Source organism: Galactobacter caseinivorans, from assembly GCF_003640665.1.
In the GTDB taxonomy this organism is placed as follows: domain Bacteria; phylum Actinomycetota; class Actinomycetes; order Actinomycetales; family Micrococcaceae; genus Galactobacter; species Galactobacter caseinivorans.
Map to the genome: position 1 here is coordinate 177,387 of NZ_QQXL01000002.1, position 24,962 is coordinate 202,348.

Below are 24,962 nucleotides of genomic sequence, written 5' to 3' on the forward strand. Positions count from 1 at the left end.
GGCGGGCGTACGGTGGCCCTATGAGATGGAATCCACAGCAATATTCACGCTTCGGCGATCACAGAACACGTCCCTTTCACGATCTGGTGGCGCGCGTCGGCGCGGAGGATCCGCTGACAGTGCTCGACGTCGGGTGCGGGCCTGGCGACGCGACGGCCACCTTGCTTGGGCGCTGGCCCGGCGCACAGATCCGCGGTGTGGATTCCTCCGTGGACATGATTGAGGCGGCCTCCGGGCTGGCACGCCCCGGGCTGGGGTTCAGCGTGCAGGACGCCCACGAGGTGGACGTGAGCCAGGCCGATGTGGTCCTGAGTAACGCCATGCTGCAGTGGCTGCCGGATCACAGGGAGCTACTGGGGCAGTGGGCGGCGAGCATGCGGCCGGGTGCGTGGCTGGCCTTCCAGGTTCCAGGCAACTTTGACGCCCCCAGCCACGCGCTGATGCGCACCCTGGCCGAGTCGGAGTCCTGGTCCGGGGAGCTGGGAGGGTTGCTGCGCGGCGCCGAGTCGGTGGCTGATCCGGCCGAGTACGCCGGGCTGCTCCTTGACGCGGGCTGGCGGGTGGACGCCTGGGAGAGCACCTATCTGCAGTGGCTCCCGGGCCAGGATCCGGTGCTGGAATGGGTCCGCGGGACCGCGTTGCGCCCCATCCTTGACCGGCTGGACGCGGAGGCGGCCGCGCGCTTTGAGGCGGAGTATGCGGCGCTGCTGCGTCAGGCGTACCCCACCCGCCGGGGGCCGGACGGTGAGCCGACCACGGCGCTGCCGTTCAGGCGCGTGTTTGTGGTGGCTCAGCGGGTCTGAACCCCTAACGCTCGCTCCACCGCGAGCGCAAAGCTCTGGTCGGTGCTTTCGGGGAGGGCAAACGCTCCGCTGGACTCGAGCGAAATGAAGCCATGCACCGTCGCACGGAAAACGCGCACGGCATGGACGGCGTCCGTCTCGTTGAGCCGATGGGTTCCCAGCGCGGCATGAACAATGCCGAGCAGCGCGGCACTGATCTGCTCGTCGGCATGGTCCCCGGCCTCCGGCGCGCGCACGGTCAGCGGATACAGCGCCGGATGCCTGCGCGCATAGTCCCGGTATGCGTCAGCGAGCGCCCGCGCGGCGCAAGGGCCGGACAGGCCAACCGTGGCCGCGGCGAGATCGCGGGCCAGCTCCGTTTTGGCTGAGTAGGTCACGGCACTGCGGAGCTGCCCCAGGCCGTTGACGTGCTTGTAAAGGGATGGAGTCTGGACCCCCAGGTCCTTGGCCAACGCGGCCAAGCTCAGCTCATCGGTGGGGTGGGCATCCATGAGTTCTGCCGCGCGCTCCACCACTCGCGCGGCGTTCAGGCCGGCCCTAGGCACCGGGCATCACCCGCTGGAGAAAAGCCGCGACGGCATCCGCTGTGAGTTGGGGTTCCTGGGCATGTGGGTAGTGACCGCTCTCCCGTGCCATGACCTGCTCGGCGCCCAGCGCGTCAGCCAGCCAGTCGGCTTCCGCCTGAGGATCCTTAAAGTCCGGGTCCTGCGTCCCCATGATGACAAGAGAGGGGGCGGTGACTTCCGCGAGCCTGGCCTCCGCGACCGCATGGTCCGTCTGGGCCACGGTGCGGGAAAAGGCCCTGGCGTAGCCGGGCCTGCGCAGGGCGGCCCCGACCGCGTTGCGGTACTCGGCGAAATCGGCGGGTTGAGTTCCGGCATACAGGGTGGGCATGTACGCCTTCCAGACCTGGGCCGCCCACGCCGGCTTGGTGATGAAGCGCAAGAGGGCCTTGCCCAGCGCGCTGTGCGGCGGGTTGCGGACAAAGGGGCCCACCAGGATCAGCGCGGAGACCAGCTCCGGCCGCTCGGCTGCGGCGATCACCGCCGCCCCTGCCGCCAGGGAATTGCCGAGCAGTACGGCCGGTTCGCCGATCGCCTCCGTCAGGGCGATCAGGTCGGAGGCGGTCTCCGGGTCGCCGTAGGCGGGGAAATCCGCGTCGCTATCGCCATGCCCGCGCAGGTCAGTCGTCACCACCCGATACCCCGCAGCGACCAAAAGCGGGCTGAGGTGGCGGAAGGTGGAACGCAACTCCGCCATGCCGGGAACCAGGATCACGAGCGGACCGGCACCCTGTTCGTCGTAAGCAATCCGCCCGTGAGGGAGTTGCAGGAACTGTGTGGCGGGAGCAGGGGTCATAAAGCTAGGCTAGTTAGCCACTAGGCTAATAGCAATAGCTTTACCATCCGCGTTCCTTCCACTCCGTCAGGTGCGCTCGCTCCCGGCCAAGCGTGGTCGGCTCGCCGTGGCCCGGCAAGACCTGCGCCGCGTCGTCGAACACACCAAAGAGACGCTCAGTGACGTCGGTCAGGAGCGATGAAAAGCGCTGAGGGTCCTGCTCCGTATTTCCCACGCCACCCGGGAAGAGGCTGTCGCCGGTGAAGAGCAGCGTCGCTTCCGGGCGGCGCAGCGCAAAGGCCACCGAGCCCGGCGTGTGACCGCGCAACGCGATCACCTCCAGCGTGAGGGGGCCGCTGCTCACCGTGTCCCCGTGCGCCAGGCGGGTGGAGATCCGCACCCCGCGCTGGGCCTCGATCGCGTCCGCATCCTCGGCGCCGGCCACCAGCCGGGCCCCGGCAAAGGCGGGCAACGCTCGCGTGTGATCCCAGTGCTGATGGGTGGTCGCGACCACCAGCTCGCCGGCCTCACACGTCCCAGCGGAGACGTATTCGCGCAGCGCCGGGGCATCGTCGGCCGCGTCGATGAGGATCTGCGCACCGGAGGCCCGGTGGCTGATCAGGTAAGCGCGGTTGTCCATGTCAGAGACCGCGAGGGACTGCACCAGTAGTTCCGTGTCCTCAAAAATCCTTGTGCTCATGCCGGCCACGCTACCGAAAGGCGCCGCGCGCGGAGGCGACGTACGCTGGGGGCCACGCCACACGCCGTCGGGCACTGCGCCCTCCCGCAGGCCCCGCCAAGCACAGGAGATCGCATGCCGCAGAGCCTGGAGACCTTTGTCCCGCAGGGGCAGGAGCCGCCGTACCTGCAGGTGCGCCGCCGCATCGCCGCGGACATCGCCTCCGGCGAGATCGCGGTGGGCACCAAGCTTCCCAGTGTGCGGGCGCTCGCGGAGCAGCTGGGACTCGCGAACAACACGGCGGCGCGGGTCTACAAGGAGCTGGAGGCCACCGGGGTCGTGGAGACGCGCGGGCGCAACGGCACCATAGTGACCCGGCGCGGCTCCAGCACCCCGGCGCGCGTGGAGGCGGCGGCGCAGAAGCTGGCCGCAGAGGCGGCCACGGCTGGAATGCCCGACGACGCGGTGTTGGCTCTGGTGCGCGCGGCGTTGGCCTCGCAGCGCTAGGCCTGCAGAGCCGGTCGTGTCATCGGGTGGCGCACAGAAGGTCAAGACACGCCAAGTGGACTAGAACATATGTTCGCTTTGGGCGATGTGAGGGCTTTGTCGCAGCAAAGTGTCCGGGTGCGCCGCTAGACTCGCGCTCGTGCCACAGAAGACTTCCAGCCCCGCCGTGCCCACGCGTCCCGACCTCACCCGCCTGGTGGTTCAGGGGGCCAGGGAACACAACCTGAAGAACGTGTCGGTTGACCTGCCGCGTGACTCCATGATCGTGTTCACCGGCCTCTCCGGATCCGGCAAGTCCTCCCTGGCGTTTGACACCATCTTTGCCGAGGGGCAGCGCCGCTACGTGGAGTCGCTCTCCGCGTACGCCCGCCAATTCCTTGGCCAGGTGGACAAGCCGGACGTGGACTTCATCGAGGGGCTGTCCCCGGCCGTCTCCATCGATCAGAAGTCCACCTCCAAGAACCCGCGCTCCACCGTGGGCACCATCACGGAGATCCACGACTACCTGCGCCTGCTCTTTGCGCGCGTGGGTCACGCGCACTGCCCAATCTGTGGCGAGCCCATCACCAGGCAAACGCCGCAGCAGATCGTGGACAGGCTGATGGAAGAGGAGACCGGGACGCGGCTGCAGATCCTGGCGCCCGTGGTCCGGGCCCGCAAGGGCGAGTTCGTGGACCTCTTCCAGGAGCTCTCCACCGCCGGGTACTCCCGCGCCCGCGTAGACGGGGAGACCGTGCAGCTCACGGACCCACCCAAGTTGGCCAAGCAGATCAAGCACACCATCGAGGTGGTGGTAGATCGCATCGCCGTCAAGGACAGCGTGAAGCAGCGCCTCACCGACTCGGTGGAGACGGCGCTCAAGTTGGCAGATGGCCGCGTGATCGCGGAGTTCGTGGATCGCGACGCTGAGGACCCGGCGCGCACGCGTACGTTCTCCGAGAAGTTGGCGTGCCCCAACGAGCACCCGCTGGCCCTCGATGAGATTGAGCCGCGGACCTTCTCCTTCAACAACCCCTTTGGCGCTTGCCCCACCTGCTCCGGCATCGGCGTGCGCCTCGAGGTGGATGAGGAACTTGTGGTCCCGGATCCCGAGGCCACGCTGGCCGGCGGCGCCATTGCCCCCTGGTCCATTGGCAAGTCTGTGGCCGAATACTGGACCCGCCTGCTGGCCGGGCTGGGGGATGAGCTGGACTTTGACATCGAGACCCCCTGGCAGGAGCTGCCGTCCAAGGCCCGCAAGGCCATTTTGCACGGCAAGGATCACAAGGTGGTGGTGCAGTACCGCAACCGATTTGGTCGCGAGCGCAAGTACGCCACCGGCTTCGAGGGCGTCATCTCCTACATTGAGCGCAAGCACGTGGAGACCGAGTCGGAGAACGCCCGCGAGCGCTACGAGGAATACATGCGTGAGGTGCCGTGCCCTGATTGCCAGGGCGCGCGCCTGAACCCGGCCGCACTGTCCGTGACCGTGGGGCATAAGTCCATCGCAGAGGTCTCTGAGCTGCCGCTGCGCGAGGCACTGGACTTTGTGGATCACCTTGAGCTGTCCCAGCGCGAGATCAAGATTGCCTCAGAGGTGCTGAAGGAGGTGCGTTCCCGCCTGCGCTTCCTCCTGGACGTGGGGCTGGACTATCTCTCCCTTTCCCGCGCCTCCGCCACCCTTTCCGGCGGCGAGGCCCAGCGCATCCGGCTGGCGACGCAGATCGGTTCCGGGCTCGTCGGCGTCCTGTACGTGCTGGATGAGCCCTCTATCGGGCTGCACCAGCGCGACAACCGCCGGCTGATAGAGACCCTGACGCACCTGCGGGATCTGGGCAACACCCTGATCGTGGTGGAGCACGACGAGGACACCATCGCAGAGGCCGACTGGATCGTGGATGTGGGTCCCGGCGCGGGCGAGCACGGCGGCGAAATTGTGCACTCCGGGTCCCTGGCGGAACTGAAGAAGAACCAGCGCTCGGTGACGGGCGCCTACCTCTCCGGCCGCAGGAACATCGAGCTGCCCAACTCCCGCCGCAACGTGGACGCTGAGCGCATGCTGAGGGTCATTGGCGCGCGTGAGAACAACCTGAAGAACGTGTCAGTGGACATCCCGCTGGGAACGCTCACCGCCGTGACCGGCGTGTCCGGCTCCGGCAAGTCCACCCTGATCAACGACATCCTCTACCGGGTGCTGGCGACCAAGCTCAACCGCGCCAAGCTGGTGGCGGGCCGCCACACCCGTGTGGAGGGACTGGAGCATCTGGACAAGGTGATCCACGTGGACCAGAGTCCCATCGGGCGCACCCCGCGCTCCAACCCCGCCACCTACACCGGCGTCTTTGACCACGTGCGCAAGCTGTTCGCGGAGACGCAGGAGTCTAAGGTGCGCGGTTACCTGCCCGGACGCTTCTCCTTCAACGTGAAGGGCGGGCGCTGTGAGGCCTGCTCAGGGGATGGCACGCTCAAGATCGAGATGAACTTCCTCCCGGATGTGTACGTGCCGTGCGAGGTGTGCCACGGGGCCCGCTACAACCGCGAGACCCTCGAGGTGGAGTACAAGGGCAAGACCATCGCGGACGTGCTCAACATGCCCATCGAGGAGGGTGCCGAGTTCTTCGCGGCCTTCCGTCCCATTGCGCGCCACCTTGAGACGCTGGTGGACGTTGGCCTGGGTTATGTGCGCCTTGGGCAGCCGGCCACCACGCTCTCCGGCGGCGAGGCGCAGCGCGTCAAGCTGGCCGCGGAGCTGCAGAAGCGCTCCAACGGCCGGTCCATCTACGTCTTGGATGAGCCGACCACCGGCCTGCACTTCGAGGACATTCGCAAGCTGTTGCTGGTGATCCAGGGGCTTGTGGACAAGGGCAACTCCGTCGTCGTCATTGAGCACAACCTTGACGTCATCAAGAGTGCCGACTGGGTCATTGACCTTGGTCCGGAGGGCGGCTCCGGCGGTGGCACCATCGTTGGCCAGGGAACGCCGGAGCAGTTGGCCAAGGTGAAGGCCAGCCACACGGGATTGTTCCTCAAGGAAGTCCTTGGCTGATGGTGCGGCGCGGCTCCGTGCCAGCGACACGGGTAGATACCGCTAGGGGCATGGATCGCGTTGTCTGAGCATGCCGATGGCAGAATACCGAGCGTGTCGCACTCTGCCGCCAACCCAGTCGCCGTCTTCTTTGATCTTGACGGCACCCTTGTTGACCCCGCCGGCGGCATCACGGGCGGAATAGCCCACGCCCTGGAGGCCAATGGCCTGGCGGTTCCGGAGGAATCCGTGCTGTCCTCGCTCGTGGGGCCGCCGCTCTCGATGGGCCTGCGCAGCATTGCCGGCGTACCGGAGGGGCAGGTGCCGGCAGTGATCGAGTCCTACCGGGGCTGGTATGAGACGCACGGCATGGCCCAGTCAACGGTGTATCCGGGCATCCCCGAGGTGCTGGACGCGTTGGCGGCCAGCGGGGTGCGAGTGGCCGTGACCACGGCCAAGCCCCAAGCCCTTGCGGTGCGATTGCTGAGCCTGCACGGGCTCGCGGCCCGCTTCGAGGCCATTGTGGGAACCTCAAACAACGAGCTGGAGGCGCACGCCGCCTCCGGTTCCAAGGAGGCGTTGGTGCGCTCGGCCTGCCAACTGCTCTCCGTGGAGGCCTCGCGCAGCGCCGTGGTGGGTGATCGGCACTTCGACATCCTGGCTGCCGTCGCCACCGGCGCCCGCGCCATCGGCGCCGGCTGGGGCTTTGCCGTGGGGGACGAACTCCTCGAGGCAGGCGCAGACGTCGTTGTTGATTCGCCGTGGCACCTTGCCCACACGTTGCTGAAGGAGGACGCAGCATGAGCATCGGAATGACGATGTTGAAGCCGGTGGTCGCCGGTGTCATCCGCACTGCCTTCCGTCCCATCGTGACCGGCATGGAGAACGTCCCGAAGGACGGGCCCATCATCGTGGCCTCCAATCACCTCTCCTTCTTTGACTCGGTCATCATCCAGGCGCTCATGCCGCGCAAGGTCGCCTTCTTTGCCAAGGCCGAGTACTTCACCACCCCCGGCTTCAAGGGGCGCTTCATGAAGGCCTTCTTCACGGGAGTGGGTTCCATCCCCGTGCAGCGCGGCGAGCAGGCCGCCTCCGTTGCCGCGCTGGATGCGCTGGTAGAGATCCTTGAGGCGGGCGGCGGAGTGGGAATCTACCCCGAGGGAACCCGCTCCAGGGACGGCTTGCTTTACCGCGGACGCACCGGAGTGGGATGGCTTGCCCTGACCACCGGAGCCACCGTGATCCCCGTCGGCCTCATCGGCACGGACAAGCTGCAGCCCGCGGACTCCAATCGCATCCGGCTACACCGCTTCACCCTCAAGGTCGGCGCTCCGCTGCGCTTTGAGCACCCCGGTGCCAAGCATCCGCTCCCGCTGCGCCGCAAGGTCACGGATCAGATCGTTGACGCGGTGGCCGAGCTCTCCGGCCAGGAGCGCGCTGCGGGCTACAACCAGACGCCAAGCGCAGAGTAGAGCCATGCCGGATCCAGCGTCATACCGTCCCAAGACAGGCGAGATCCCCACAGACCCGGGTGTGTACCGGTTCCGCGACCCGCACGGGCGTGTCATTTACGTGGGCAAGGCCAAAAACCTGCGCCAGCGCCTCACCTCCTACTTCCAGGACCAGCGCCACCTGACGCCCAAGACCCGCAGCATGGTCACCACGGCGGGCAGTGTGGAGTGGACCGTGGTGGGCTCCGAGCAGGAGTCCCTGCAGCTGGAGTTCACCTGGATCAAGGAGTTTTCTCCCCGGTTCAATATCATGTTCCGGGATGACAAGACCTACCCGTACCTGGCCGTGACGATGGGGGAGAAGTACCCCCGCGCCCTGGTCATGCGAGGGGATAAGCGCAAGGGCACCAAGTACTTTGGGCCGTTTTACCCGGCCAAGGCGGTACGCGAGACGCTGGATACGGTCCTGCGCGTCTTCCCGGTGCGTTCCTGCACCGCGGGGGTCTTCAACCGCGCAGAGCGCAGTGGACGCCCCTGCCTCCTGGGTTACATCGGCAAGTGCTCAGCCCCGTGCGTCGGGCGTGTCACGCCTGAGGAGCACCGCGACCTAGCCAACGAACTGTGCGACTTCATGGGCGGGGATGGCACCAAGTTCATTCGCCAGATCGAGGGCCGCATGAAGCAGGCCGTGGCACAGCTTGACTACGAGTCCGCCGCCCGGCACCGGGACGACATCGCGGCGCTGCGCCGCGTGTTTGAACGCAACGCGGTGGTCCTGGATGAGAAGACGGACGCGGACATCTTTGGGCTGGAAGAGGATGACCTTGAGGCCGCGGTTCAGGTCTTCCACGTGCGCGGCGGGCGCATCCGCGGCCAGCGCGGCTGGGTCATGGAGAAGGTGGAGGACGTCACCGACGGCCAACTCCTGGAGCAGTTGCTGCAGCAGGTCTACGGGGACATGGAGGACGCTGATCGCATGCCGCGAGAGGTCCTGGTGCCCGTGCAGCCTGATGATCAGGAGGCGCTGACCGGGTGGCTCTCCGGCCTGCGCGGCGCCAAGGTGGACGTGCGTGTACCCCAGCGTGGTGCTAAGCGTGAGCTGGCCCAGACGGTGCAAGAGAACGCCAGGCAGGCCCTGGCTCTGCACAAGACGCGGCGCGCTGGCGACGTGACGGTGCGCTCCGCCGGCCTGCAACAGATCCAGGACGCCCTTGACCTGCCGGAGCCGCCGCTGCGCATGGAGGGTTACGACAACTCGCACGTCTCCGGCACCAATGTGGTGGGCTCCATGGTGGTCTTTGAGGACGGGCTGCCCAAGAAGAGTGACTACCGCCGCTTCACCGTGAAGGGTGAGGCTGCACGGGATGACACCTCCAGCATGTATGACGTGATCTCCCGCCGCTTCCAGCACTACCTGGAGGAATTGGCGGGGGAATCGGAACTGGTCTCCGGAGAGGTGGACGCGGAGGAGAAGGCGCCGGCTCGCTTCTCTTACCCGCCCTCCCTGGTGGTGGTGGACGGCGGTCCGCCGCAGGTCGCGGCGGCACAGCAGGCGCTGGCTGACCTGGGCATCACCGATATCTCGGTGGTGGGCCTGGCCAAGCGCCTGGAGGAGGTCTGGGTGCCCGGGGATGACTTCCCCGTCATCCTCCCGCGCAACTCCGAGGGACTCTTCCTGCTCCAGCGCCTGCGAGATGAGTCCCACCGCTTTGCCATCACCTTCCACCGTGAGCGCCGCGGTAAGAGCATGATTCAGTCCCTCCTGGACGATGTCCCGGGTCTGGGCGCCTCCAAGCGCGCGGCGTTGCTGAAGCACTTTGGCTCCGTCAAGAAGATGCGCGCCGCCTCCCTGGAGGAACTGCAGCAGGTCAAGGGCGTGGGGCCCACCTTGGCGGCGGCGGTCCTCTCCGCGCTCAGCGACGAGAGCGCGTAAGCCGCGGCGCACGGGTGGGCCAGGCCGCGGGCTAGGGTGGTGCCATGACATCGACGCCGCAGGTCGTGAAGCCAACGCAGTCAGAGGTGGTTGTCCTCACCGGTACGTCCGGTGCCGGGCGGACCACGGCAGCCCATGCCCTGGAGGACATGGGCTGGTACGTGGTGGACAATCTGCCGCCGCAGATGCTCCAGCCCCTCACGGACCTGGTGGCGCGCACCCCTGAGGCGTTGCCCAAGCTCGCCGTGGGGGTGGACATTCGCTCCCGCAACCTCTTTCCCACGCTGCGAGACGCCCTGGACGCTATGCGCGCCGCCGGCGTGAACTACCGCGTGGTGTTCCTTGACGCCAATGACGACGTTTTGGTGCGCCGCTTTGAGCAGGGGCGCAGGCCTCACCCGTTGCAGGGCGAGGGGCGCATCGTGGACGGCATTCAGGCGGAGCGCCTGCTGCTGGCAGATCTGAAGGACTCGGCGGAGATCGTCATCGATACCTCCACCACCAACGTCCACGAGCTGGCCGCCAATGTGCACGAGGTGTTCTCCGAGGACGGCCCCATCGTGTTGCGCCTGAACGTCATGAGCTTTGGCTTCAAGTACGGGCTCCCGGTGGACGCCAATTACGTGGCGGATGTCCGCTTTGTGCCCAATCCCCACTGGATCCCGGAGCTGCGCCCGCACACGGGCCTTGACCCGGACGTCTCCGAGTTTGTGCTCTCCGCGCCCGGTACACAGACCTTCATTGACCGCTTCGTGGAGGCCTTGGTCCCTGTGCTGGATGGCTACCGGCGCGAGCGCAAGCATTACGCCACGATTGCCGTGGGGTGCACGGGCGGCAAGCACCGCTCGGTGGCGATCTCTGAGGAGATTGGCAAGCGCCTGCGCCAGATGACGGACGTCCGGGTCGCGGTGACCCACCGCGACCTGGGACGGGAGTGAGCTAGATGGATATCCCCACCGGCTTTTTGCCGATGCTTGCGCCCCGACTCAGCCCGCCCACGTCTGCGGCGCGCTGGCGGGTGACCGCCTTGGGCGGTGGCCATGGCCTGTCCGCGTCGCTGCAGGCGCTGCGCAGCCTCGATGCTGAGCTCACCGCGGTGGTCACGGTCGCGGACGACGGCGGTTCCTCCGGCACCCTGCGCCAGGAGTTTGGGGTGCTCCCTCCGGGGGACCTGCGCATGGCCCTTGCGGCTTTGTGTGATGACACCGAGTGGGGCCGCACGTGGGCGGATGTGATGCAGCATCGCTTCACCACGCTGCCTGACTCGCCGGGCACCATGGACCAGCACGCCCTGGGGAACCTGCTGATTGTGGCGCTCTGGGAAATGATGGGTGACCCGGTGGATGGCCTGCGCTGGGCCGGGTCGTTGCTTGGCGCGCGGGGCACCGTGTTGCCCATGAGCCTGGCGCCGCTGACGATTCACGGCAATGTCCTCACACAGCTCGACGGCGGCGGGCTCAGTACCCGGCGCATCGTGGGTCAGTCGGCTCTGGCGATCGCGGCCCAAGCCGGCACGGTCAGCGACGTCACCTTGGAGCCTGAGGACGCCGCTGGCACCCCGCAGGCGCTCGCAGCCCTGGAAGCTGCGGACTGGAACATTCTTGGCCCCGGCTCTTGGTACACCTCGGTGCTCCCGCACCTGCTGCTGCCGGATGTGCGCAGGGCCTTGGAGGACTCTCCGGCCCGGACGCTGGTGACCATGAACCTGCAGACCCACACCACGGAGACCAACGGCATGGATGCCGCGGCTCATCTGGACCTGCTGGGTCGCTACGCGCCTGGGCTGGTGATTGACGCCGTGTTGGCTGATCCCAGCTCTGTGGAGGACGAGTCGCGCTTCCGTGCGGCGGCGGAGCGGCTGGGTGCTCGCGTGTTCTTCGATAGAGTGAGCGTTCGGAGCGGTGAGCCGGTGCATGATCAGTTGCGCTTGGCCGCCGCCTATCGCGATGTCTTCGAAACATTCGAGACGACCGGCTCATAAGCCGGCTCGCGCAGTGAAGTGAAGGGACCCGGTTCGCTATGGCATTGACGGCCTCCGTCAAGGACGAACTCTCGCGCCTCGAGGTCAGGCAGACCTCCCAGCGCCGTGCAGAGGTGTCCACCCTGCTCCGCTTTGCCGGTGGGCTGCACATCATCTCCGGCCGCATTGTGATTGAGGCGGAGGTTGACTCGGCGGCCACGGCCCAGCGGGTTCGCAGGGCCCTGGCCGAGGTCTACGGCCACCGTGCGGACGTGATTGTGGTCTCCGGCGGCGGCCTGCGCAAGGGCGAGCGTTACGTGGTTCGTGTGGTGCGCGATGGCGAGTCGTTGGCCCGCCAGACCGGACTGCTGGACGGGCGAGGACGCCCCGTGCGCGGGCTGCCAGCCACAGTGGTCAACGGCGCGGTCGTGGATGCCGAGGCGGTGTGGCGCGGGGCCTTCCTTGCGCACGGATCGTTGACGGAGCCCGGCCGTTCCTCCGCGCTGGAGATCACCTGCCCAGGCCCCGAGTCGGCGCTGGCGTTGGTGGGCGCGGCCCGCAGGCTTGGGCTCACGGCCAAGGCCCGCGAGGTGCGTGGCGTGGATCGCGTGGTGCTGCGGGACGGCGACGCCATCGCGGAGTTGCTGCGTCGCATGGGTGCCTTCGGCACCCTCAAGGTCTGGGAGGAGCGCCGTCAGCGCAAGGAGGTGCGGGCCACCGCGAACCGCCTTGCCAACTTTGACGACGCGAACCTGCGGCGCAGTGCGCAGGCCGCGGTCGCGGCAGGCGCCCGCGTGGCGCGTGCCCTGGAGATCCTGGGTGACGACGTCCCGGAGCACCTGAGCGACGCCGGTCGGTTGCGTCTGCAGCACAAGGAGTCCAGCCTGGATGAGCTGGGCCACCTGGCAGACCCGCCGCTGACGAAGGACGCGATTGCGGGCCGCATCCGGCGGCTCCTGGCCATGGCGGACAAGGCGGCAGCGGAGCGCGGCGAGCCCGGAACAGAGGCGGCAGTGTCCATGGAGGACCTGGACGACTAGCTCCGGACACGCCCGGGCGTAGTACCCGCCGGGAATATCCGGCACGTCACAGTGTGTTGTCTAAGACGTACCCTTCCGCGCTAGTGTCGAGGGGTAAGGCGGGCCGCGCAGGTCGTGGGTCGTCAGAGGAAATCGCGGGCGGACAGCGTGCCGCCCTTCGAGTTGGAGGAATCACATGTCGCAGTACACCCTCCCGGAACTGCCGTACGACTACGCAGCTCTGGAGCCCAACGTCTCCGCCCGCATCATGGAGCTGCACCACGATAAGCACCACGCCACCTACGTGGCGGGCGCCAACAAGGCCCTGGAGCAGCTCGCCGAGGCGCGCGAGAAGAATGACTTCGCCAACGTCGCCAAGTTCTCCAAGGACCTGGCCTTCAACCTGGGTGGGCACACCAACCACTCGATCTTCTGGAACAACCTCTCCCCGGAGGGCGGCGACCGTCCCGAGGGCGAGCTGGCCGCCGCGATTGACGACGCCTTTGGCTCCTTCGACGCCTTCCAGGCGCACTTCACGCAGGCCGCGCTGGGCATCCAGGGCTCCGGCTGGGCGCTGTTGGCGCTTGAGGGCCTGGGCGGCAACCTGGTCATCGAGCAGCTCTACGACCAGCAGGGCAACGTCCCTGTGGGCACCACCCCGCTGTTGATGCTGGACATGTGGGAGCACGCCTTCTACCTGGACTACGTCAACGTCAAGGCCGACTACGTCAAGGCCTTCTGGAACATCGTGAACTGGGCGGATGTCTCGGCTCGCTTTGAGGCCGCGCGCTCCGGCGCCCAGGTCCTCATCACCCCGGCTCGCTGAACCGGCCCAGTGGCGGGCAATAGCGCCTGTGAGAGCACTCACAAGATCGCTATTTCCCGTGTAGACTGAAGGCAACTCAGCACCCGCGCTGGCGCCGTCACTGACGTGGCGGCGCCGCCGCGCGGGAGAGTTTTAGCCCCGCTTAGGGGTCTCCAGACACGACGATGTGTCCCCGGTCCATCATGGAAATCCGGGCCGCGTCGATCTGAGTCGGATCACTTTCCCCCTCGCCGCGGCCTGCTCGTCTCAAGGAGCACAGCAGTGACGACACGCATCGGCATCAACGGGTTCGGCCGCATCGGCCGCAACGTCCTCCGCGTTATTCAGGCCCAAGGGCGCGACGTGGAGATTGTTGCAATCAACGATCTCGCCCCCGTGGAAGACATCGCGATGCTCATCAAGTACGACACGATCCTGGGCGCATACCCGGGCACGGTTTCGGCTGACGGCCAGAAGCTGATCGTGGACGGTAAGACCATCACCGTGACGCAGCACCGCGACCCCGCGGAGAACGAGTGGGCTGCCGCTGGCGCCGACGTTGTCCTCGAGTGCACCGGCCTGTTCACGGATGGCGAGAAGGCCAAGGCGCACCTGGCAGGTGGGGCCAAGAAGGTCATCATCTCTGCTCCCGGCAAGAACGTTGACGGCACGTTTGTGATGGGCGTCAACGAGGACAAGTACGACTCGGCGAGCATGAACGTGATCTCCAACGCCTCGTGCACCACCAACTGCCTGGCCCCGCTGGCCAAGATCATCAACGACGAGTTTGGTGTCGTTGAGGGCCTCATGACCACGGTGCACGCCTACACGGGCGATCAGAACCTGCACGACAACGTCCACAAGGGCGACAAGCGCCGTGCCCGCGCCGCCGCGCAGAACACCATCCCCACCTCCACCGGTGCCGCCAAGGCCATTGGCGCCGTGCTGCCGGAGCTGGATGGCAAGCTCAACGGTTCCGCCCTGCGCGTCCCAGTCATCACGGGCTCCATCACCGACCTCACGGTCCTCGTGGAGAAGCCGGTGTCAGTGGAGGCCGTTAACGCCGCCTACAAGAAGGCAGCCGAGTCCGGTCGCATGGCCCAGTACGTGAAGTACAACGAGGACCCGATCGTGTCCTCTGACATCGTGACGGACCCGCACTCCATGATCTTTGACGCGCCGCTGACCCAGGTCATTGGCCAGACCGTCAAGGTCTTTGGCTGGTACGACAACGAGTGGGGCTACAGCTCCCGCCTGGTGGACATCGCCGCGTTTGTTGGCGAGAAGCTCTGATCTAGGCCCTTGTTTGGCTCCGGCGCCCGTCACACCCCCTGTGGGTGCGGCGGGCGCCGTGCTGACCGCCTAGAGTTGACACCATGAGTGCACAAACCCTTGATGACCTGCTCTCCGCCGGCGTAGCTGGCCGCACGGTGCTGGTCCGCTCCGACCTGAACGTCCCGTTGGACGACGACCGCAAGATCACCGATGATGGCCGCGTCCGCGCCTCCATCCCGGTGATCACCAAGCTCTCTGAGGCCGGCGCTCGCGTCGTCGTGATGGCCCACCTTGGCCGCCCCAAGGGCGAGCCGGACCTCACGTATTCCATCCGCCCCGCGGCGGAGAAGTTGCGTGAGCTCTCCGGGCTGGACGTCGCGGTCGCCACCGATGTGGTGGGTGAGGACGCGCAGGCGCAGGCCGCCTCCTTGCATGACGGCCAGGTGCTGGTCGTGGAGAACGTCCGCTTTGAGGCGGGGGAGACGTCCAAGGACGACTCGGCCCGCCAGGAGCTGGCCGCTCGCTACGCCGCTCTGACCGGAGAGAACGGCGCCTACGTCGACGACGCGTTTGGCGCCGTGCACCGCAAGCACGCCTCGGTCTTTGACATTGCCGCGGTGCTGCCCGCGTACCAGGGTGACCTGGTGCGAGATGAGCTGCTGGTGCTCAAGCGCCTCACCGAGGACCCTGAGCGCCCCTTCGTGGTGGTGCTCGGCGGGTCAAAGGTCTCTGACAAGCTGGCCGTCATTGACCGCCTCCTTGACATCGCGGATGAGCTGCTGGTGGGTGGCGGCATGATGTTCACCTTCCTCAAGGCGCTGGGCCACGATGTGGCCGGAAGCCTGCTGGAGGAGGATCAGCTGGACACGGTGCGCGCCTACCTGGCCCGCTCGGAGGCCGGTGCCGCCAAGATCACCCTGCCCACCGACGTGGTGGTGGCGGCCCGCTTTGCGGCGGATGCGGACCACGAGATTCGCCCGGCTGATTCCATCTCCGGCGGCAGCATCGGCTCCTCCGGGCTTGGCCTGGACATTGGTCCTGATTCTGCGGCGGCCTTTGCCGAGCGGATCAACGCTGCCAAGACGGTCTTCTGGAACGGCCCCATGGGCGTGTTCGAGATCCCGGCTTACGCGGAGGGCACCCGCACCGTGGCGCAGTCCCTGGCGGACACCAAGGCCTTCACCGTGGTGGGTGGCGGCGACTCCGCCGCCGCGGTGCGCGCCCTCGGCTTTGCCGATGCTGACTTTGGCCACATTTCCACCGGCGGTGGCGCTTCCCTTGAGTACCTCGAGGGCAAGCAACTCCCCGGCCTGATCGCACTCGAGGGGAACTAACTCATGGCAACGCTGACCAATGGCGCCTTTGATCGCCGCCCGCTGATCGCGGGCAACTGGAAGATGAACATGGATCACCGCCAGGGCATCACGCTCCTGCAGAAGACCGTGTGGACCCTCCAGGATGCCAATCACGACTTTGACCGGGTTGAGGTCGCGGTGTTCCCGCCCTTCACCGATCTGCGCGGCGTGCAGACGCTGGTGGCCGGCGATGACCTGCCGGTCGCCTACGGCGGCCAGGACCTGTCCCCGGCGGAGTCCGGCGCCTACACGGGTGACATCTCCGGCCAGTTCCTCCAGGCCCTCGGTTGCACCTTTGCCCTGGTGGGGCACAGCGAGCGCCGCACCCTGCACAGCGAGGGCGACGACGTGGCGTTGGCCAAGGTCCAGGCGGCCCTGCGCCACGAGCTGACCCCCATCCTGTGCGTCGGTGAGGACCTTGAGGTTCGCCGTGCCGGCACACACGTTGCGCACACGCTGGACCAGGTGCACGCGGTCATCAACGAGTTGGACGCCGCCACGGTGGCAACCCTCGTGATTGCGTATGAGCCCGTCTGGGCCATTGGCACCGGCGAGGTGGCCGGCCCGGAGGATGCGCAGGAGATGTGCTCCGCGATCCGCGAGGCCGTGCGTGCCCAGCACGGGGACGACGCCGCTGCGGGCGCACGCCTGCTGTACGGTGGCTCCGTCAAGGCCAACAACGTGGCCCAGATCATGCGTGAGCGTGACGTGGACGGCGTGTTGGTCGGGGGAGCCAGCCTTGACGCAGCAGAATTTGCTAGTATTGCACGGTTCGAGCAGCACCTTGTCACCGACGAAGCCCGCTGATCGACACCGCGAACTGAAAGAGGAAGTACTGACGTGAACGCGTTGACGATCGCCCTGCAGGTCCTCGTGGCCGTATGCAGCATCCTGCTGGTCATGACCGTGCTCTTCCACAAGGGTCGCGGCGGCGGCATCTCCGACATGTTCGGCGGCGGCATGGCCTCCTCGCTGGGCTCCTCCGGCGGCGCCGAGAAGACCCTGACCCGCCTCACGGTGGGCATCGCCCTGGTCTGGATCGCCGCCATCATCGGCCTTGCTCTCATCATGCGCTTTAACGTCGAGGCCTAAGAGCCCCGGCAGCAGCACAGCAAAGGGCGGAACCCGCAAGGGTTCCGCCCTTTGCTGTGCCCGGGCACCTGGCCCCGAAGGGCAGCCCGAACCGCCGCCCTGACGGCGCCTGTCACCCGCTGCCTCGGGACCTTCCCTGGAGTGCGTTGCCCGACGCCGCGGCGTCGGGCAACGCACTCAGCGCGGGCTGGGTGCCACGGAAGAGCGGTCGTACTGCGCCAGGCCGCGCGTGAGGACGCGACCAAACACCACGTCGTCGTCCAGGCGTCGCAGCTCCTCGGTGAGGCAGGCCGCGAGCGAGCGGACCGGCATGGAGACGCGTTGCACGCTCTGGCCGGGCAGGTAAAGCTCTGCCAGATCGCCCCGGGGGCGCGAGAGTTCCACGTCCCCGCCGCGGCGGGAGAAGCGCACGCCAACCAACGGCGAATCCCCGGCGGCCTCTGCCATGAAGACGGGCACGTTGGGCAGGGCCAGCTGCAGCCAGGCCGCCAGCAGCGCGGTGCTGGGGGAGCCGACGGAACCCTGAACGGTGATGTCGCGCAGCGTGTGGACGCCAAACTGCTCCGTGATGCTGGCGATCTGCGTGCGCCACAGGGTCAGGCGGGTCCAGGAGAGGTCGCTATCGCCGGGGCGCCAGCCACGGGCCAACCGCTCCAGTGCCTCACTTGGTTGCTCCTCCGCGCTCGCGTCCGTGATGCGGCGCTGAGAGATGCGCCCGAGCGGCGTCGTGGAGACGTCCTCTGGCACGCCGTCAGGCCACCAGGTGACCACCGGGTCATCGGGGAGCATGATCGCGGAGATGAGGGACTCGTTGGGCTGGGCCAGCTCACCCTGAACACGCAGGGTGATGACCTCTGAGGCGCCGGCGTCTCCACCCACGCGAACCTGCGCGTCCATGCGGGTGGGAGCGTCCGGGTCGCCAGTGACCACGGCAATGACGCGGCAGGGATGCTCACGCGCGGCCTCCTGGGCGGCGGTGATGGCCCGCTCCTCGCGGCCGGGCCGGGTGACCACCACCAGGGTGAGGACGCGGGCGGTGCCGCCAACGTCCCCCTGCTTGCGCAGCATCACGAGGGTCTTGGCAACCTTGGCGGTCAGGGTGTCCGGGAGATCAACAATCATGGGCGGCGCCACGTCCTTCCATCTTTGGCCAGCAGCTCGTGTGCGGAGTCCGGCCCCCAGCTTCCGGGGGCATAGGGCTCTGGTTGCTGGGTCAGCTCAGCCCAGAACTCCTCAAAGGGATCAAGGATGCGCCAGGACTGTTCCACCTCCGCGTGGCGGGGGAAGAGCGGCGGCTCGCCCAGGAGAACGTCCAGGATAAGGCGCTCATAGGCCTCCGGGGAGGACTCCGTGAAAGAGGTGCCGTAGGAGAAGTCCATGGTCACATCCCGCACCTCCATCTGGGTGCCGGGCACCTTGGAGGCGATGCGCAAAGTGGCCCCCTCGTCAGGCTGCACGCGGATCACCACGGCATTCTGACCAAAGTCAGCGCCGGTGTTGTCGTGGAAGAGCAGATTGGGGGCCTTCTTGAACACCACCGCGATCTCGGTGACGCGCCGGCCAAGGCGCTTGCCAGCCCGCAGGTAAAACGGCACGCCGTCCCAGCGCCGCGTGGCAATCTCCAGGCGGATGGCGGCAAAGGTCTCCGTAGTGGAATGCGGATCAAAGCCCTCCTCCTCCAGGTAACCGTTGACCTGCTCGCCGCCCTGCCAACCCCCGGCGTACTGACCGCGGGCGCTGGCCGAGCCCAGGTCAGTGGGCACCTTGACGGCGCTGAGCACCTTCTCCTTCTCGGAGTGCAGCTGCGCGGCGTTGAAGCTGATGGGCTCCTCCATGGCCGTGAGGGCCAGGAGTTGGAGCAGGTGATTCTGGATCACGTCCCGGGCCGCGCCCACGCCGTCGTAGTAGCCGGCACGGCCGCCAATGCCGATGTCCTCCGCCATGGTGATCTGCACGTGGTCTACGTGCCCCGCGTTCCAGAGCGGCTCAAAGAGCCGGTTGGCAAAACGCAGGGCCAGCAGGTTTTGGACGGTTTCCTTGCCAAGGTAGTGATCGATGCGGAACACATCGTCCGGGCGGAACACCGTCTCCACCACCTCGTTGAGCTCCCTGGCGCTGTCCAAATTGTGGCCAAAGGGCTTCTCAATCACCACGCGGCGGTAAGGCTGCAGGCCGGTCTCCGGGTCCTGCCAGCTCTGCTTGGCCAGGCCGTGCTCATTCAGCTTGCCGCAGACTGCCTCAAAGGCCTTGGGCGGGATGGACAGGTAGAAGGTGCGGTTGCCGCCGGTGCCGCGGGTGTCGTCCAGTTCCTGGAGCACCTCGCCCAGGCGCTCAAACGCGTCATCATCCTCAAAGCCGCCGGAGACAAAGCGAAAACCACCGGCCAGCTGGTTCCACACGTCCTCGTTGAAGGCGGTGCGGGCACGTTCCTCAACCCACACCCGCGCCTGGGCCACAAACTCCTCGTGGCTCCAGTCGCGGCGGCCAAAGCCAATCACACCGAAGCTGGCCGGGAGCAGGCCACGATTGGCCAGGTCATAGACGGCCGGCAACAGTTTCTTGCGGGCAAGGTCGCCGGTGACGCCAAAGAAGATCAGCGTTCCCGGGCCAGAAATGCGCTTGAGCCGGCGGTCTTGCCGATCGCGCAAGGGGTTTGCGGTGGGGGACATGGTGGCAGCAGCCTCCGCGGGGAAAGGAATGGGGGGGATGTGCGCCACGCTGAGGGCCGGCGCCCGCCACACGGACCCGGTCAGGGGCCCACGGACGCGCGGCCCGGTTCCGGGCCGTAGGCAACCCCGTGCCAGGGAACCCCTTGGTAGGGGTTGCCTGGCCCAGGACTCCCTATGAGAGGAACCGGGCCGCGCACCGCATCAGAGCTGGGCCAACGCCTCGCGCAGCTGCGCCAGGCCCGTCTCGGTGTTGGTGAAGCGCAGGCGCAGCACGGGCAACTCGTGATCCGCCAAGACCTGAGCGTCGCCGTCGGCCTGGGCCTGGATCAGCTCGCCGAAGGTGAACTCGCGCTCGGGGATCTGCAGATCGTTGCCATCCGTGGCGCTGAGCTGCAAGAACGCGCCCTCGGCGGGGCCGCCCTTGTGGAACTGCCCGGTGCTGTGCAAAAAGCGTGGTCCCCAACCAAAGGTCACCGGACGCTGCAGCGCCGCGGCCAAGGGGCCACGAACCTCCGCGAGGTCCACCAAGCCGATGCGGTCAAGGTAGGCCTGCACGGCCACGTAGCTGCGCGGACCAAGCGCACCAAAGAGCGCGGCGAGGCCGGAGCGCAGATCGGTGATCCCGCCCGCGATGGACGCGGAGGCACGCAGCTCCACCGCGCCGTCCACCGCCAGGGGCGTCTCCGGCTCCGGAGTGGCATCCAGCAGGCCGCGGGCGGCCACCTTGGCGGCCTCCACGTCCGGCTGGTCAAAGGGGTTGATGCCCAGCAGCTGTCCTGCCACGGCGGTGGCGTGCTCCCAGATCGCGAACTGCGTCCCCAGCGAGCCGGAGAGCAGCACCTGGTCCTTGACTGCAGCATCGGAATCGGCGCCAGCCGGTGCGTCCAGGTCTTCCACCAGGCGCACCAGCAGGACATCGTCCCAGCCGCCGGTCGCATCGGCGTCTCCCGGATGGGCCACGACCGGAAGGATGCCCTGGCCGTGCTTGCCCGTGGACTCGGCGATCAGCTGCTCCGCCCAGTCACCAAAACCGACCAGGCCGGAGCCCTCATCAACGATCACGATCTTGTTGCGCAGGGGCTTGGTGCCGCCCAACGCGGCGCCGAGCACCAAGGCCGGGTTCGCGTCGTCGTCCTCAGCCAGCTCCGCCTCTGTAGCCTCCGCGTCGTCCAGCAACGAGAGGATATCCACGCCGGCCAGGCCGGAGGGGACCAGGCCAAAGGCCGTCAAAGCCGAGTAACGCCCGCCCACGTTGGGGTCGGCGTTAAAGACGCGGTAGCCGGCCTCGCGGGCGGAACCGTCCAGCGGTGAGCCGGGATCGGTGACCACCACGATGCGGGTGGCGGGATCGATGCCGGCGGCGGTGAAGGCAGCCTCAAAGATGCGGCGCTGCGAGTCGGTTTCCAGCGTGGAGCCGGACTTGGAGGAGACCACCAGGACGGTGGCCTCGATCCGGTCCTCGACGGCGCGGTGCACCATGGTCGGATCGGTGGAGTCAAGCACGGTCAGCTCCACGCCTGCGGTCCTGGTGATGACCTCGGGGGCAAGCGAGGAGCCGCCCATGCCGGCCAGCACCACACGGTCCACGCCCTGGGCACGCAGCTCATCGCGCAGCGCAAGGATGGGCTCAATCAGCGGGCGGGAGGCGGCGGCCGGGTGCACCCAGCCCAGGCGCTTGGACGCCTCCGGCTGGGCCTCGGCGCCCCACAGCGTGTCCGTGAGGGCAGAGAGCTGGCTGGCAAAACGCGACTCGACAAGCTGGGGGACTAGTTCGTCAGCGGCCACTGCGGCTGCGCCGCCGGTGGCGATACCGAAGGCTGCCATCTCAGGCCTCCTTCGCGGCGTCGAGGGAGGCCTGCAGGTTCTGCAGCAGCTCCGCCCACGCGACGTCGAACTTGTCCACGCCCTCGGTCTCCAGCTGCGACACCACATCGTCGTAGTCGATGCCCAGCTTGGAGAGCGCGTCAAGAACCTCATCTGAGGCGGCGTACTTGCCCTCGATGGTGTTGGCACCGTCCGCGCCGTGGTCCGCCACGGCGTCCAGCGTCTTCTCCGGCATGGTGTTGACCGTGCCGGGGGCAACCAGGCCGTCCACGTAGAGCGTGTCGGAGTAGTCGGGGTTCTTCACGCCGGTGGAGGCCCAGAGCGGGCGCTGCGGGCGGGCTCCTGCATCCGCCAGAGCCGCCCACCGCTCGGAATCAACGGCCTCCTCGTAGACCTGGTACGCCAGGCGGGCGTTGGCCAGTCCGGCCTTGCCGCGCAGCGCCAGGGCCTCATCGGTGCCGATGGCCTCCAGGCGGCCGTCGATCTCCGCGTCAACGCGGGAGACAAAGAAGGAAGCCACGGAGTGGATCTTGGAGAGGTCGTGGCCGGCGGCGCGCGCCTTCTCCAGGCCAATCATGAAGGCATTGATGACGCCGCGGTAGCGCTCCAGATCAAAGATCAGGGTGACGTTGACGGAGATGCCTGCACCAAGCACCTCGGCGATGGCCGGGAGGCCCTCCTCCGTGGCGGGAATCTTGATCAGCACGTTCTCGCGGGCCACCGTCGCGTGAAGCTCCTTGGCCTGGGCGATCGTGGCCTCGGTGTCACGAGCCAAGCGCGGGTCAACCTCGATGGACACGCGGCCGTCGATGCCGTCGGTGGCACGGGAAATGTCCGCGAACACATCGCACGCGTTGGCGACGTCGTTGGTGGTGATGGCCATGACGGCCTCGTCAACGCTCGCGCCGGAGAGCGCCAGCTCCTTGACCTGCGCGGCGTAGGACTCACCCTGAGACAGGGCTGCGGCGAAGATCGAGGGGTTGGTCGTCACACCGGTGACGTCCTTGGAAGTGATGAGGGCGGCGAGGCTGCCGGAGGTCAGGCGCTCGCGGGAAAGATCGTCAAGCCAGATGGACACACCGGCGTCCGCCAGTGCACGGGTAGCTGAAGTCATGAGTAAAGCCTTTCGCTAGGAAGGAAGAGGTCAGGAGCGGGTTGCGGCCAGGGAGTCGCGGCCCGCCTGGGCCACCGCCTCCGCCGTAATACCGAAGTCGCTGTACAAGGTCTTGTAGTCCGCCGAGGCGCCAAAGTGATCAAGGGTCACCAAGCGGCCCAGGTCGCCAACCCACTCGTGCCAGCCCTGGGAGGACGCGGCCTCCACGGCGACACGTGCGCGCACGGCTCGGGGCAGAACCAGCTCGCGGTACTCGGCGGACTGATCGCGGAACCACTCCACGGACGGCATGGACACCACGCGGGTGGGGACACCCTCCGCCTCCAGTGCGGACTGGGCCTCCACGGCCAGCTGCACCTCAGAGCCGGTGCCGATCAGGATGACCTCGGGAGCGCCGTTGGACGCGTCCTTGAGGGTGTAGCCGCCACGGGAGGCCAGCTCTGCGGAGGCGAATCCGTCTTCGCCGCGCGGGAAGGTCGGCACGTTCTGACGGGTCAGGACAATGCCGGTCGGGTGGTCCTGGATCTCTAGCATGCGCCGCCAGGCCTGGGCCACCTCGTTGGCGTCCGCCGGGCGGATGACGTCCAGCTTGGGGATGGCGCGCAGCGCGGCCAGCTGCTCCACCGGCTGGTGCGTGGGGCCGTCCTCGCCCAAACCAATCGAGTCGTGCGTCCACACGTAGATGGAGGGGATCCCCATCAGCGCGGACAGGCGAATCGCGGGGCGCTGGTAGTCGGAGAAGATCAGGAACGTGCCGGAGTAGGCACGCAGGGTGGAGGAGGTCACGATGCCGTTGACGATCGCCGCCGCGGCATGCTCGCGGATGCCAAAGTGCAGCACGCGACCGGCCAGGTCCGCCTTCCACGACTTGGTCGTGAACTCCACCGGGTTAAAGGACTTGGCGCCCTCGATGGTGGTGTTGTTGGAGCCGGCCAGGTCAGCGGAACCGCCCCAGAGCTCCGGGAGCTCGGGAGCCAGGGCGTTGATGACCTCGCCGGAGGCCTGGCGCGTGGACTTGTCCTTGCCCGCCTCAAAGGTGGGCAGGGCGTTGAGCCAGCCATCGGGGAACTCGCCGCGGTTAATGCGGTCGTACTGGGCCACCAGCTCGGCGGGGGTGCGCTCGCGCCAGGCGGCGAAGGCGGCATCCCACTCGGCGTGTGCCTTGGCGCCGCGGGCGCCAACCTCGCGCACGTGAGCCAACACCGCGTCGTCGAGCATGAAGGACTGATCCGGGTCAAAGCCCAGGATCTCCTTGAGGCCTGCCAGCTCCTCCGTGCCCAGCTTGGAGCCGTGGATCCCGCCCGTGTTCTGCTTGGTGGGGGAGGGGAAACCGATGATGGTGCGCAGGGCGATGATGGAGGGCTTGCCCGTCTCCTGCTCAGCGTTGCGCACGGCCGAATCCAGCTCGGCAACGTCCTCCACGTACTGACCCGTCTTGGTCCAGTCCACGCGCTGGGTGTGCCAGCCGTAGGCCTCGTAGCGGGCCAGGACGTCCTCGGTGAACGCCACATCGGTGTCGTCCTCGATGGAGATCTTGTTGTCGTCGTAAATCACCACGAGGTTGCCCAGCTGCTGGTGACCGGCCAGCGAGCTGGCCTCAGAGGTGACGCCCTCCTGCAGATCGCCATCAGAGGCAATCACGTAGATGCGGTGATCAAACGGGGAGGTGCCGGCCTGGGCGTCGGCGTCAAACATGCCGCGCAGGCGGCGCTGTGAGTAGGCAAAGCCGACGGAGCTGGCCAGTCCCTGGCCCAGCGGGCCGGTGGTCATCTCAACGCCGGGGGTGTGACCGTACTCCGGGTGACCCGGGGTCAGCGAGCCGGAGGCACGCAGCGACTCAAGGTCCTTCATCTCCACGCCGTAGCCGGAGAAAAAGAGCTGCAGGTACAGGGTCAGCGAGGTGTGGCCCGGGGAAAGAATGAACCGGTCGCGGCCGGCCCAGTCCGGGTCCGAGGGATCGTGGCGCAGGTGGCGCTGGAAGAGCAGATACGCGGCCGGTGCCAGCGACATTGCGGTTCCGGGGTGGCCGCTTCCGATCTTTTCCACCGCGTCTGCCGCGAGGACGCGGCTGCTGTCGACTGCGCGCTGGTCCTGCTCGGTCCACACGAACTCGGGTTGAGTGTTCGACACCTTA

General features: G+C 67.4%; 22 protein-coding genes. 14 read left to right on the forward strand and 8 right to left on the reverse strand.

Features of this window, described 5'->3' with window-relative positions; genetic code table 11:
• Window positions 1–20 precede the first annotated feature (20 nt).
• Window positions 21–803 carry a trans-aconitate 2-methyltransferase gene (locus DWQ67_RS04440; protein ID WP_121484385.1) on the forward strand — a complete coding sequence of 261 codons (783 nt, stop codon included), beginning with the start codon at window positions 21–23 and terminating at the stop codon, window positions 801–803.
• Here DWQ67_RS04440 and DWQ67_RS04445 read toward each other — a convergent pair.
• The 3 genes from DWQ67_RS04445 to DWQ67_RS04455 are packed head-to-tail and all read right to left on the reverse strand — an operon-like array spanning window position 791 to window position 2,841.
• Complete coding sequence (locus DWQ67_RS04445) at window positions 791–1,348, reverse strand: TetR/AcrR family transcriptional regulator (RefSeq protein ID WP_147433616.1); 558 nt, start codon at window positions 1,346–1,348, stop codon at window positions 791–793. The two genes, DWQ67_RS04440 and DWQ67_RS04445, sit on opposite strands and share 13 nt — an antisense overlap.
• Window positions 1,341–2,162, reverse strand: a complete 822-nt coding sequence (locus DWQ67_RS04450) for an alpha/beta fold hydrolase (protein ID WP_121484387.1) — start codon at window positions 2,160–2,162, stop codon at window positions 1,341–1,343. The genes DWQ67_RS04445 and DWQ67_RS04450 overlap by 8 nt, the downstream gene beginning before the upstream one ends.
• Before the next feature lie 40 nt (window positions 2,163–2,202).
• Entirely contained in the window at window positions 2,203–2,841 is a 639-nt protein-coding gene (locus DWQ67_RS04455) for an MBL fold metallo-hydrolase (protein ID WP_121484388.1), read from the reverse strand.
• Window positions 2,842–2,955: 114 nt separating this feature from the next.
• Between DWQ67_RS04455 and DWQ67_RS04460 the strand changes: the two genes are divergently transcribed.
• From DWQ67_RS04460 to secG, 13 genes are all read left to right on the forward strand, one after another.
• A complete protein-coding gene (locus DWQ67_RS04460) occupies window positions 2,956–3,327 on the forward strand; it encodes a GntR family transcriptional regulator (RefSeq protein ID WP_121484389.1) in 372 nt (123 codons plus the stop codon).
• A 139-nt stretch (window positions 3,328–3,466) separates the two neighbouring features.
• Window positions 3,467–6,352, forward strand: coding sequence for an excinuclease ABC subunit UvrA (gene uvrA / locus DWQ67_RS04465; protein WP_233555904.1), 2,886 nt, complete (start codon window positions 3,467–3,469; stop codon window positions 6,350–6,352).
• A gap of 93 nt (window positions 6,353–6,445) precedes the next feature.
• Window positions 6,446–7,135, forward strand: coding sequence for an HAD hydrolase-like protein (locus DWQ67_RS04470; protein ID WP_158595366.1), 690 nt, complete (start codon window positions 6,446–6,448; stop codon window positions 7,133–7,135).
• Window positions 7,132–7,803, forward strand: a complete 672-nt coding sequence (locus tag DWQ67_RS04475) for a lysophospholipid acyltransferase family protein (RefSeq protein ID WP_121484392.1) — start codon at window positions 7,132–7,134, stop codon at window positions 7,801–7,803. Before DWQ67_RS04470 ends, DWQ67_RS04475 begins: the two co-directional genes overlap by 4 nt.
• A gap of 4 nt (window positions 7,804–7,807) precedes the next feature.
• Window positions 7,808–9,715, forward strand: a complete 1,908-nt coding sequence (gene uvrC / locus DWQ67_RS04480; protein WP_121484393.1) for an excinuclease ABC subunit UvrC — start codon at window positions 7,808–7,810, stop codon at window positions 9,713–9,715.
• Window positions 9,716–9,759: 44 nt separating this feature from the next.
• The gene (gene rapZ / locus DWQ67_RS04485) at window positions 9,760–10,653 is read left to right on the forward strand and encodes an RNase adapter RapZ (RefSeq protein WP_121484394.1); all 894 of its coding nucleotides are present in this window, start codon (window positions 9,760–9,762) and stop codon (window positions 10,651–10,653) included.
• A 5-nt stretch (window positions 10,654–10,658) separates the two neighbouring features.
• Window positions 10,659–11,696: a gluconeogenesis factor YvcK family protein gene (locus tag DWQ67_RS04490; RefSeq protein ID WP_121484395.1), complete on the forward strand. Its 1,038-nt coding sequence runs from the start codon at window positions 10,659–10,661 to the stop codon at window positions 11,694–11,696.
• 38 nt (window positions 11,697–11,734) lie between these two features.
• Window positions 11,735–12,715: a DNA-binding protein WhiA gene (gene whiA / locus DWQ67_RS04495; RefSeq protein ID WP_121484396.1), complete on the forward strand. Its 981-nt coding sequence runs from the start codon at window positions 11,735–11,737 to the stop codon at window positions 12,713–12,715.
• Window positions 12,716–12,890: 175 nt separating this feature from the next.
• Window positions 12,891–13,520, forward strand: coding sequence for a superoxide dismutase (locus tag DWQ67_RS04500; protein WP_121484397.1), 630 nt, complete (start codon window positions 12,891–12,893; stop codon window positions 13,518–13,520).
• 261 nt (window positions 13,521–13,781) lie between these two features.
• Window positions 13,782–14,792 (forward strand): type I glyceraldehyde-3-phosphate dehydrogenase, encoded by a 1,011-nt coding sequence (gene gap / locus DWQ67_RS04505; protein WP_121484398.1) that lies wholly within the window; start codon window positions 13,782–13,784, stop codon window positions 14,790–14,792.
• An 83-nt stretch (window positions 14,793–14,875) separates the two neighbouring features.
• Window positions 14,876–16,108, forward strand: a complete 1,233-nt coding sequence (locus DWQ67_RS04510) for a phosphoglycerate kinase (RefSeq protein WP_121484399.1) — start codon at window positions 14,876–14,878, stop codon at window positions 16,106–16,108.
• Between the two features lie 3 nt (window positions 16,109–16,111).
• The gene (tpiA, locus tag DWQ67_RS04515; protein ID WP_121484400.1) at window positions 16,112–16,936 is read left to right on the forward strand and encodes a triose-phosphate isomerase; all 825 of its coding nucleotides are present in this window, start codon (window positions 16,112–16,114) and stop codon (window positions 16,934–16,936) included.
• Window positions 16,937–16,969: 33 nt separating this feature from the next.
• Window positions 16,970–17,221 (forward strand): preprotein translocase subunit SecG, encoded by a 252-nt coding sequence (gene secG / locus DWQ67_RS04520; RefSeq protein ID WP_121484401.1) that lies wholly within the window; start codon window positions 16,970–16,972, stop codon window positions 17,219–17,221.
• Between the two features lie 177 nt (window positions 17,222–17,398).
• Here the strand turns inward: secG and DWQ67_RS04525 are convergent, their stop codons facing one another.
• The 5 genes from DWQ67_RS04525 to tkt form a co-directional block, all read right to left on the reverse strand.
• Window positions 17,399–18,343, reverse strand: coding sequence for a glucose-6-phosphate dehydrogenase assembly protein OpcA (locus DWQ67_RS04525; protein ID WP_121484579.1), 945 nt, complete (start codon window positions 18,341–18,343; stop codon window positions 17,399–17,401).
• Complete coding sequence (gene zwf / locus DWQ67_RS04530; RefSeq protein ID WP_199712597.1) at window positions 18,340–19,890, reverse strand: glucose-6-phosphate dehydrogenase; 1,551 nt, start codon at window positions 19,888–19,890, stop codon at window positions 18,340–18,342. The genes DWQ67_RS04525 and zwf overlap by 4 nt, the downstream gene beginning before the upstream one ends.
• A gap of 201 nt (window positions 19,891–20,091) precedes the next feature.
• On the reverse strand, window positions 20,092–21,714 hold the full coding sequence (locus tag DWQ67_RS04535) for a glucose-6-phosphate isomerase (protein ID WP_121484402.1): 1,623 nt from the start codon (window positions 21,712–21,714) through the stop codon (window positions 20,092–20,094).
• Window position 21,715: 1 nt separating this feature from the next.
• Window positions 21,716–22,828 carry a transaldolase gene (gene tal / locus DWQ67_RS04540; RefSeq protein ID WP_121484403.1) on the reverse strand — a complete coding sequence of 371 codons (1,113 nt, stop codon included), beginning with the start codon at window positions 22,826–22,828 and terminating at the stop codon, window positions 21,716–21,718.
• Between the two features lie 30 nt (window positions 22,829–22,858).
• Complete coding sequence (gene tkt, locus DWQ67_RS04545; RefSeq protein WP_233555905.1) at window positions 22,859–24,958, reverse strand: transketolase; 2,100 nt, start codon at window positions 24,956–24,958, stop codon at window positions 22,859–22,861.
• Between the last annotated feature and the right edge of the window lie 4 nt (window positions 24,959–24,962).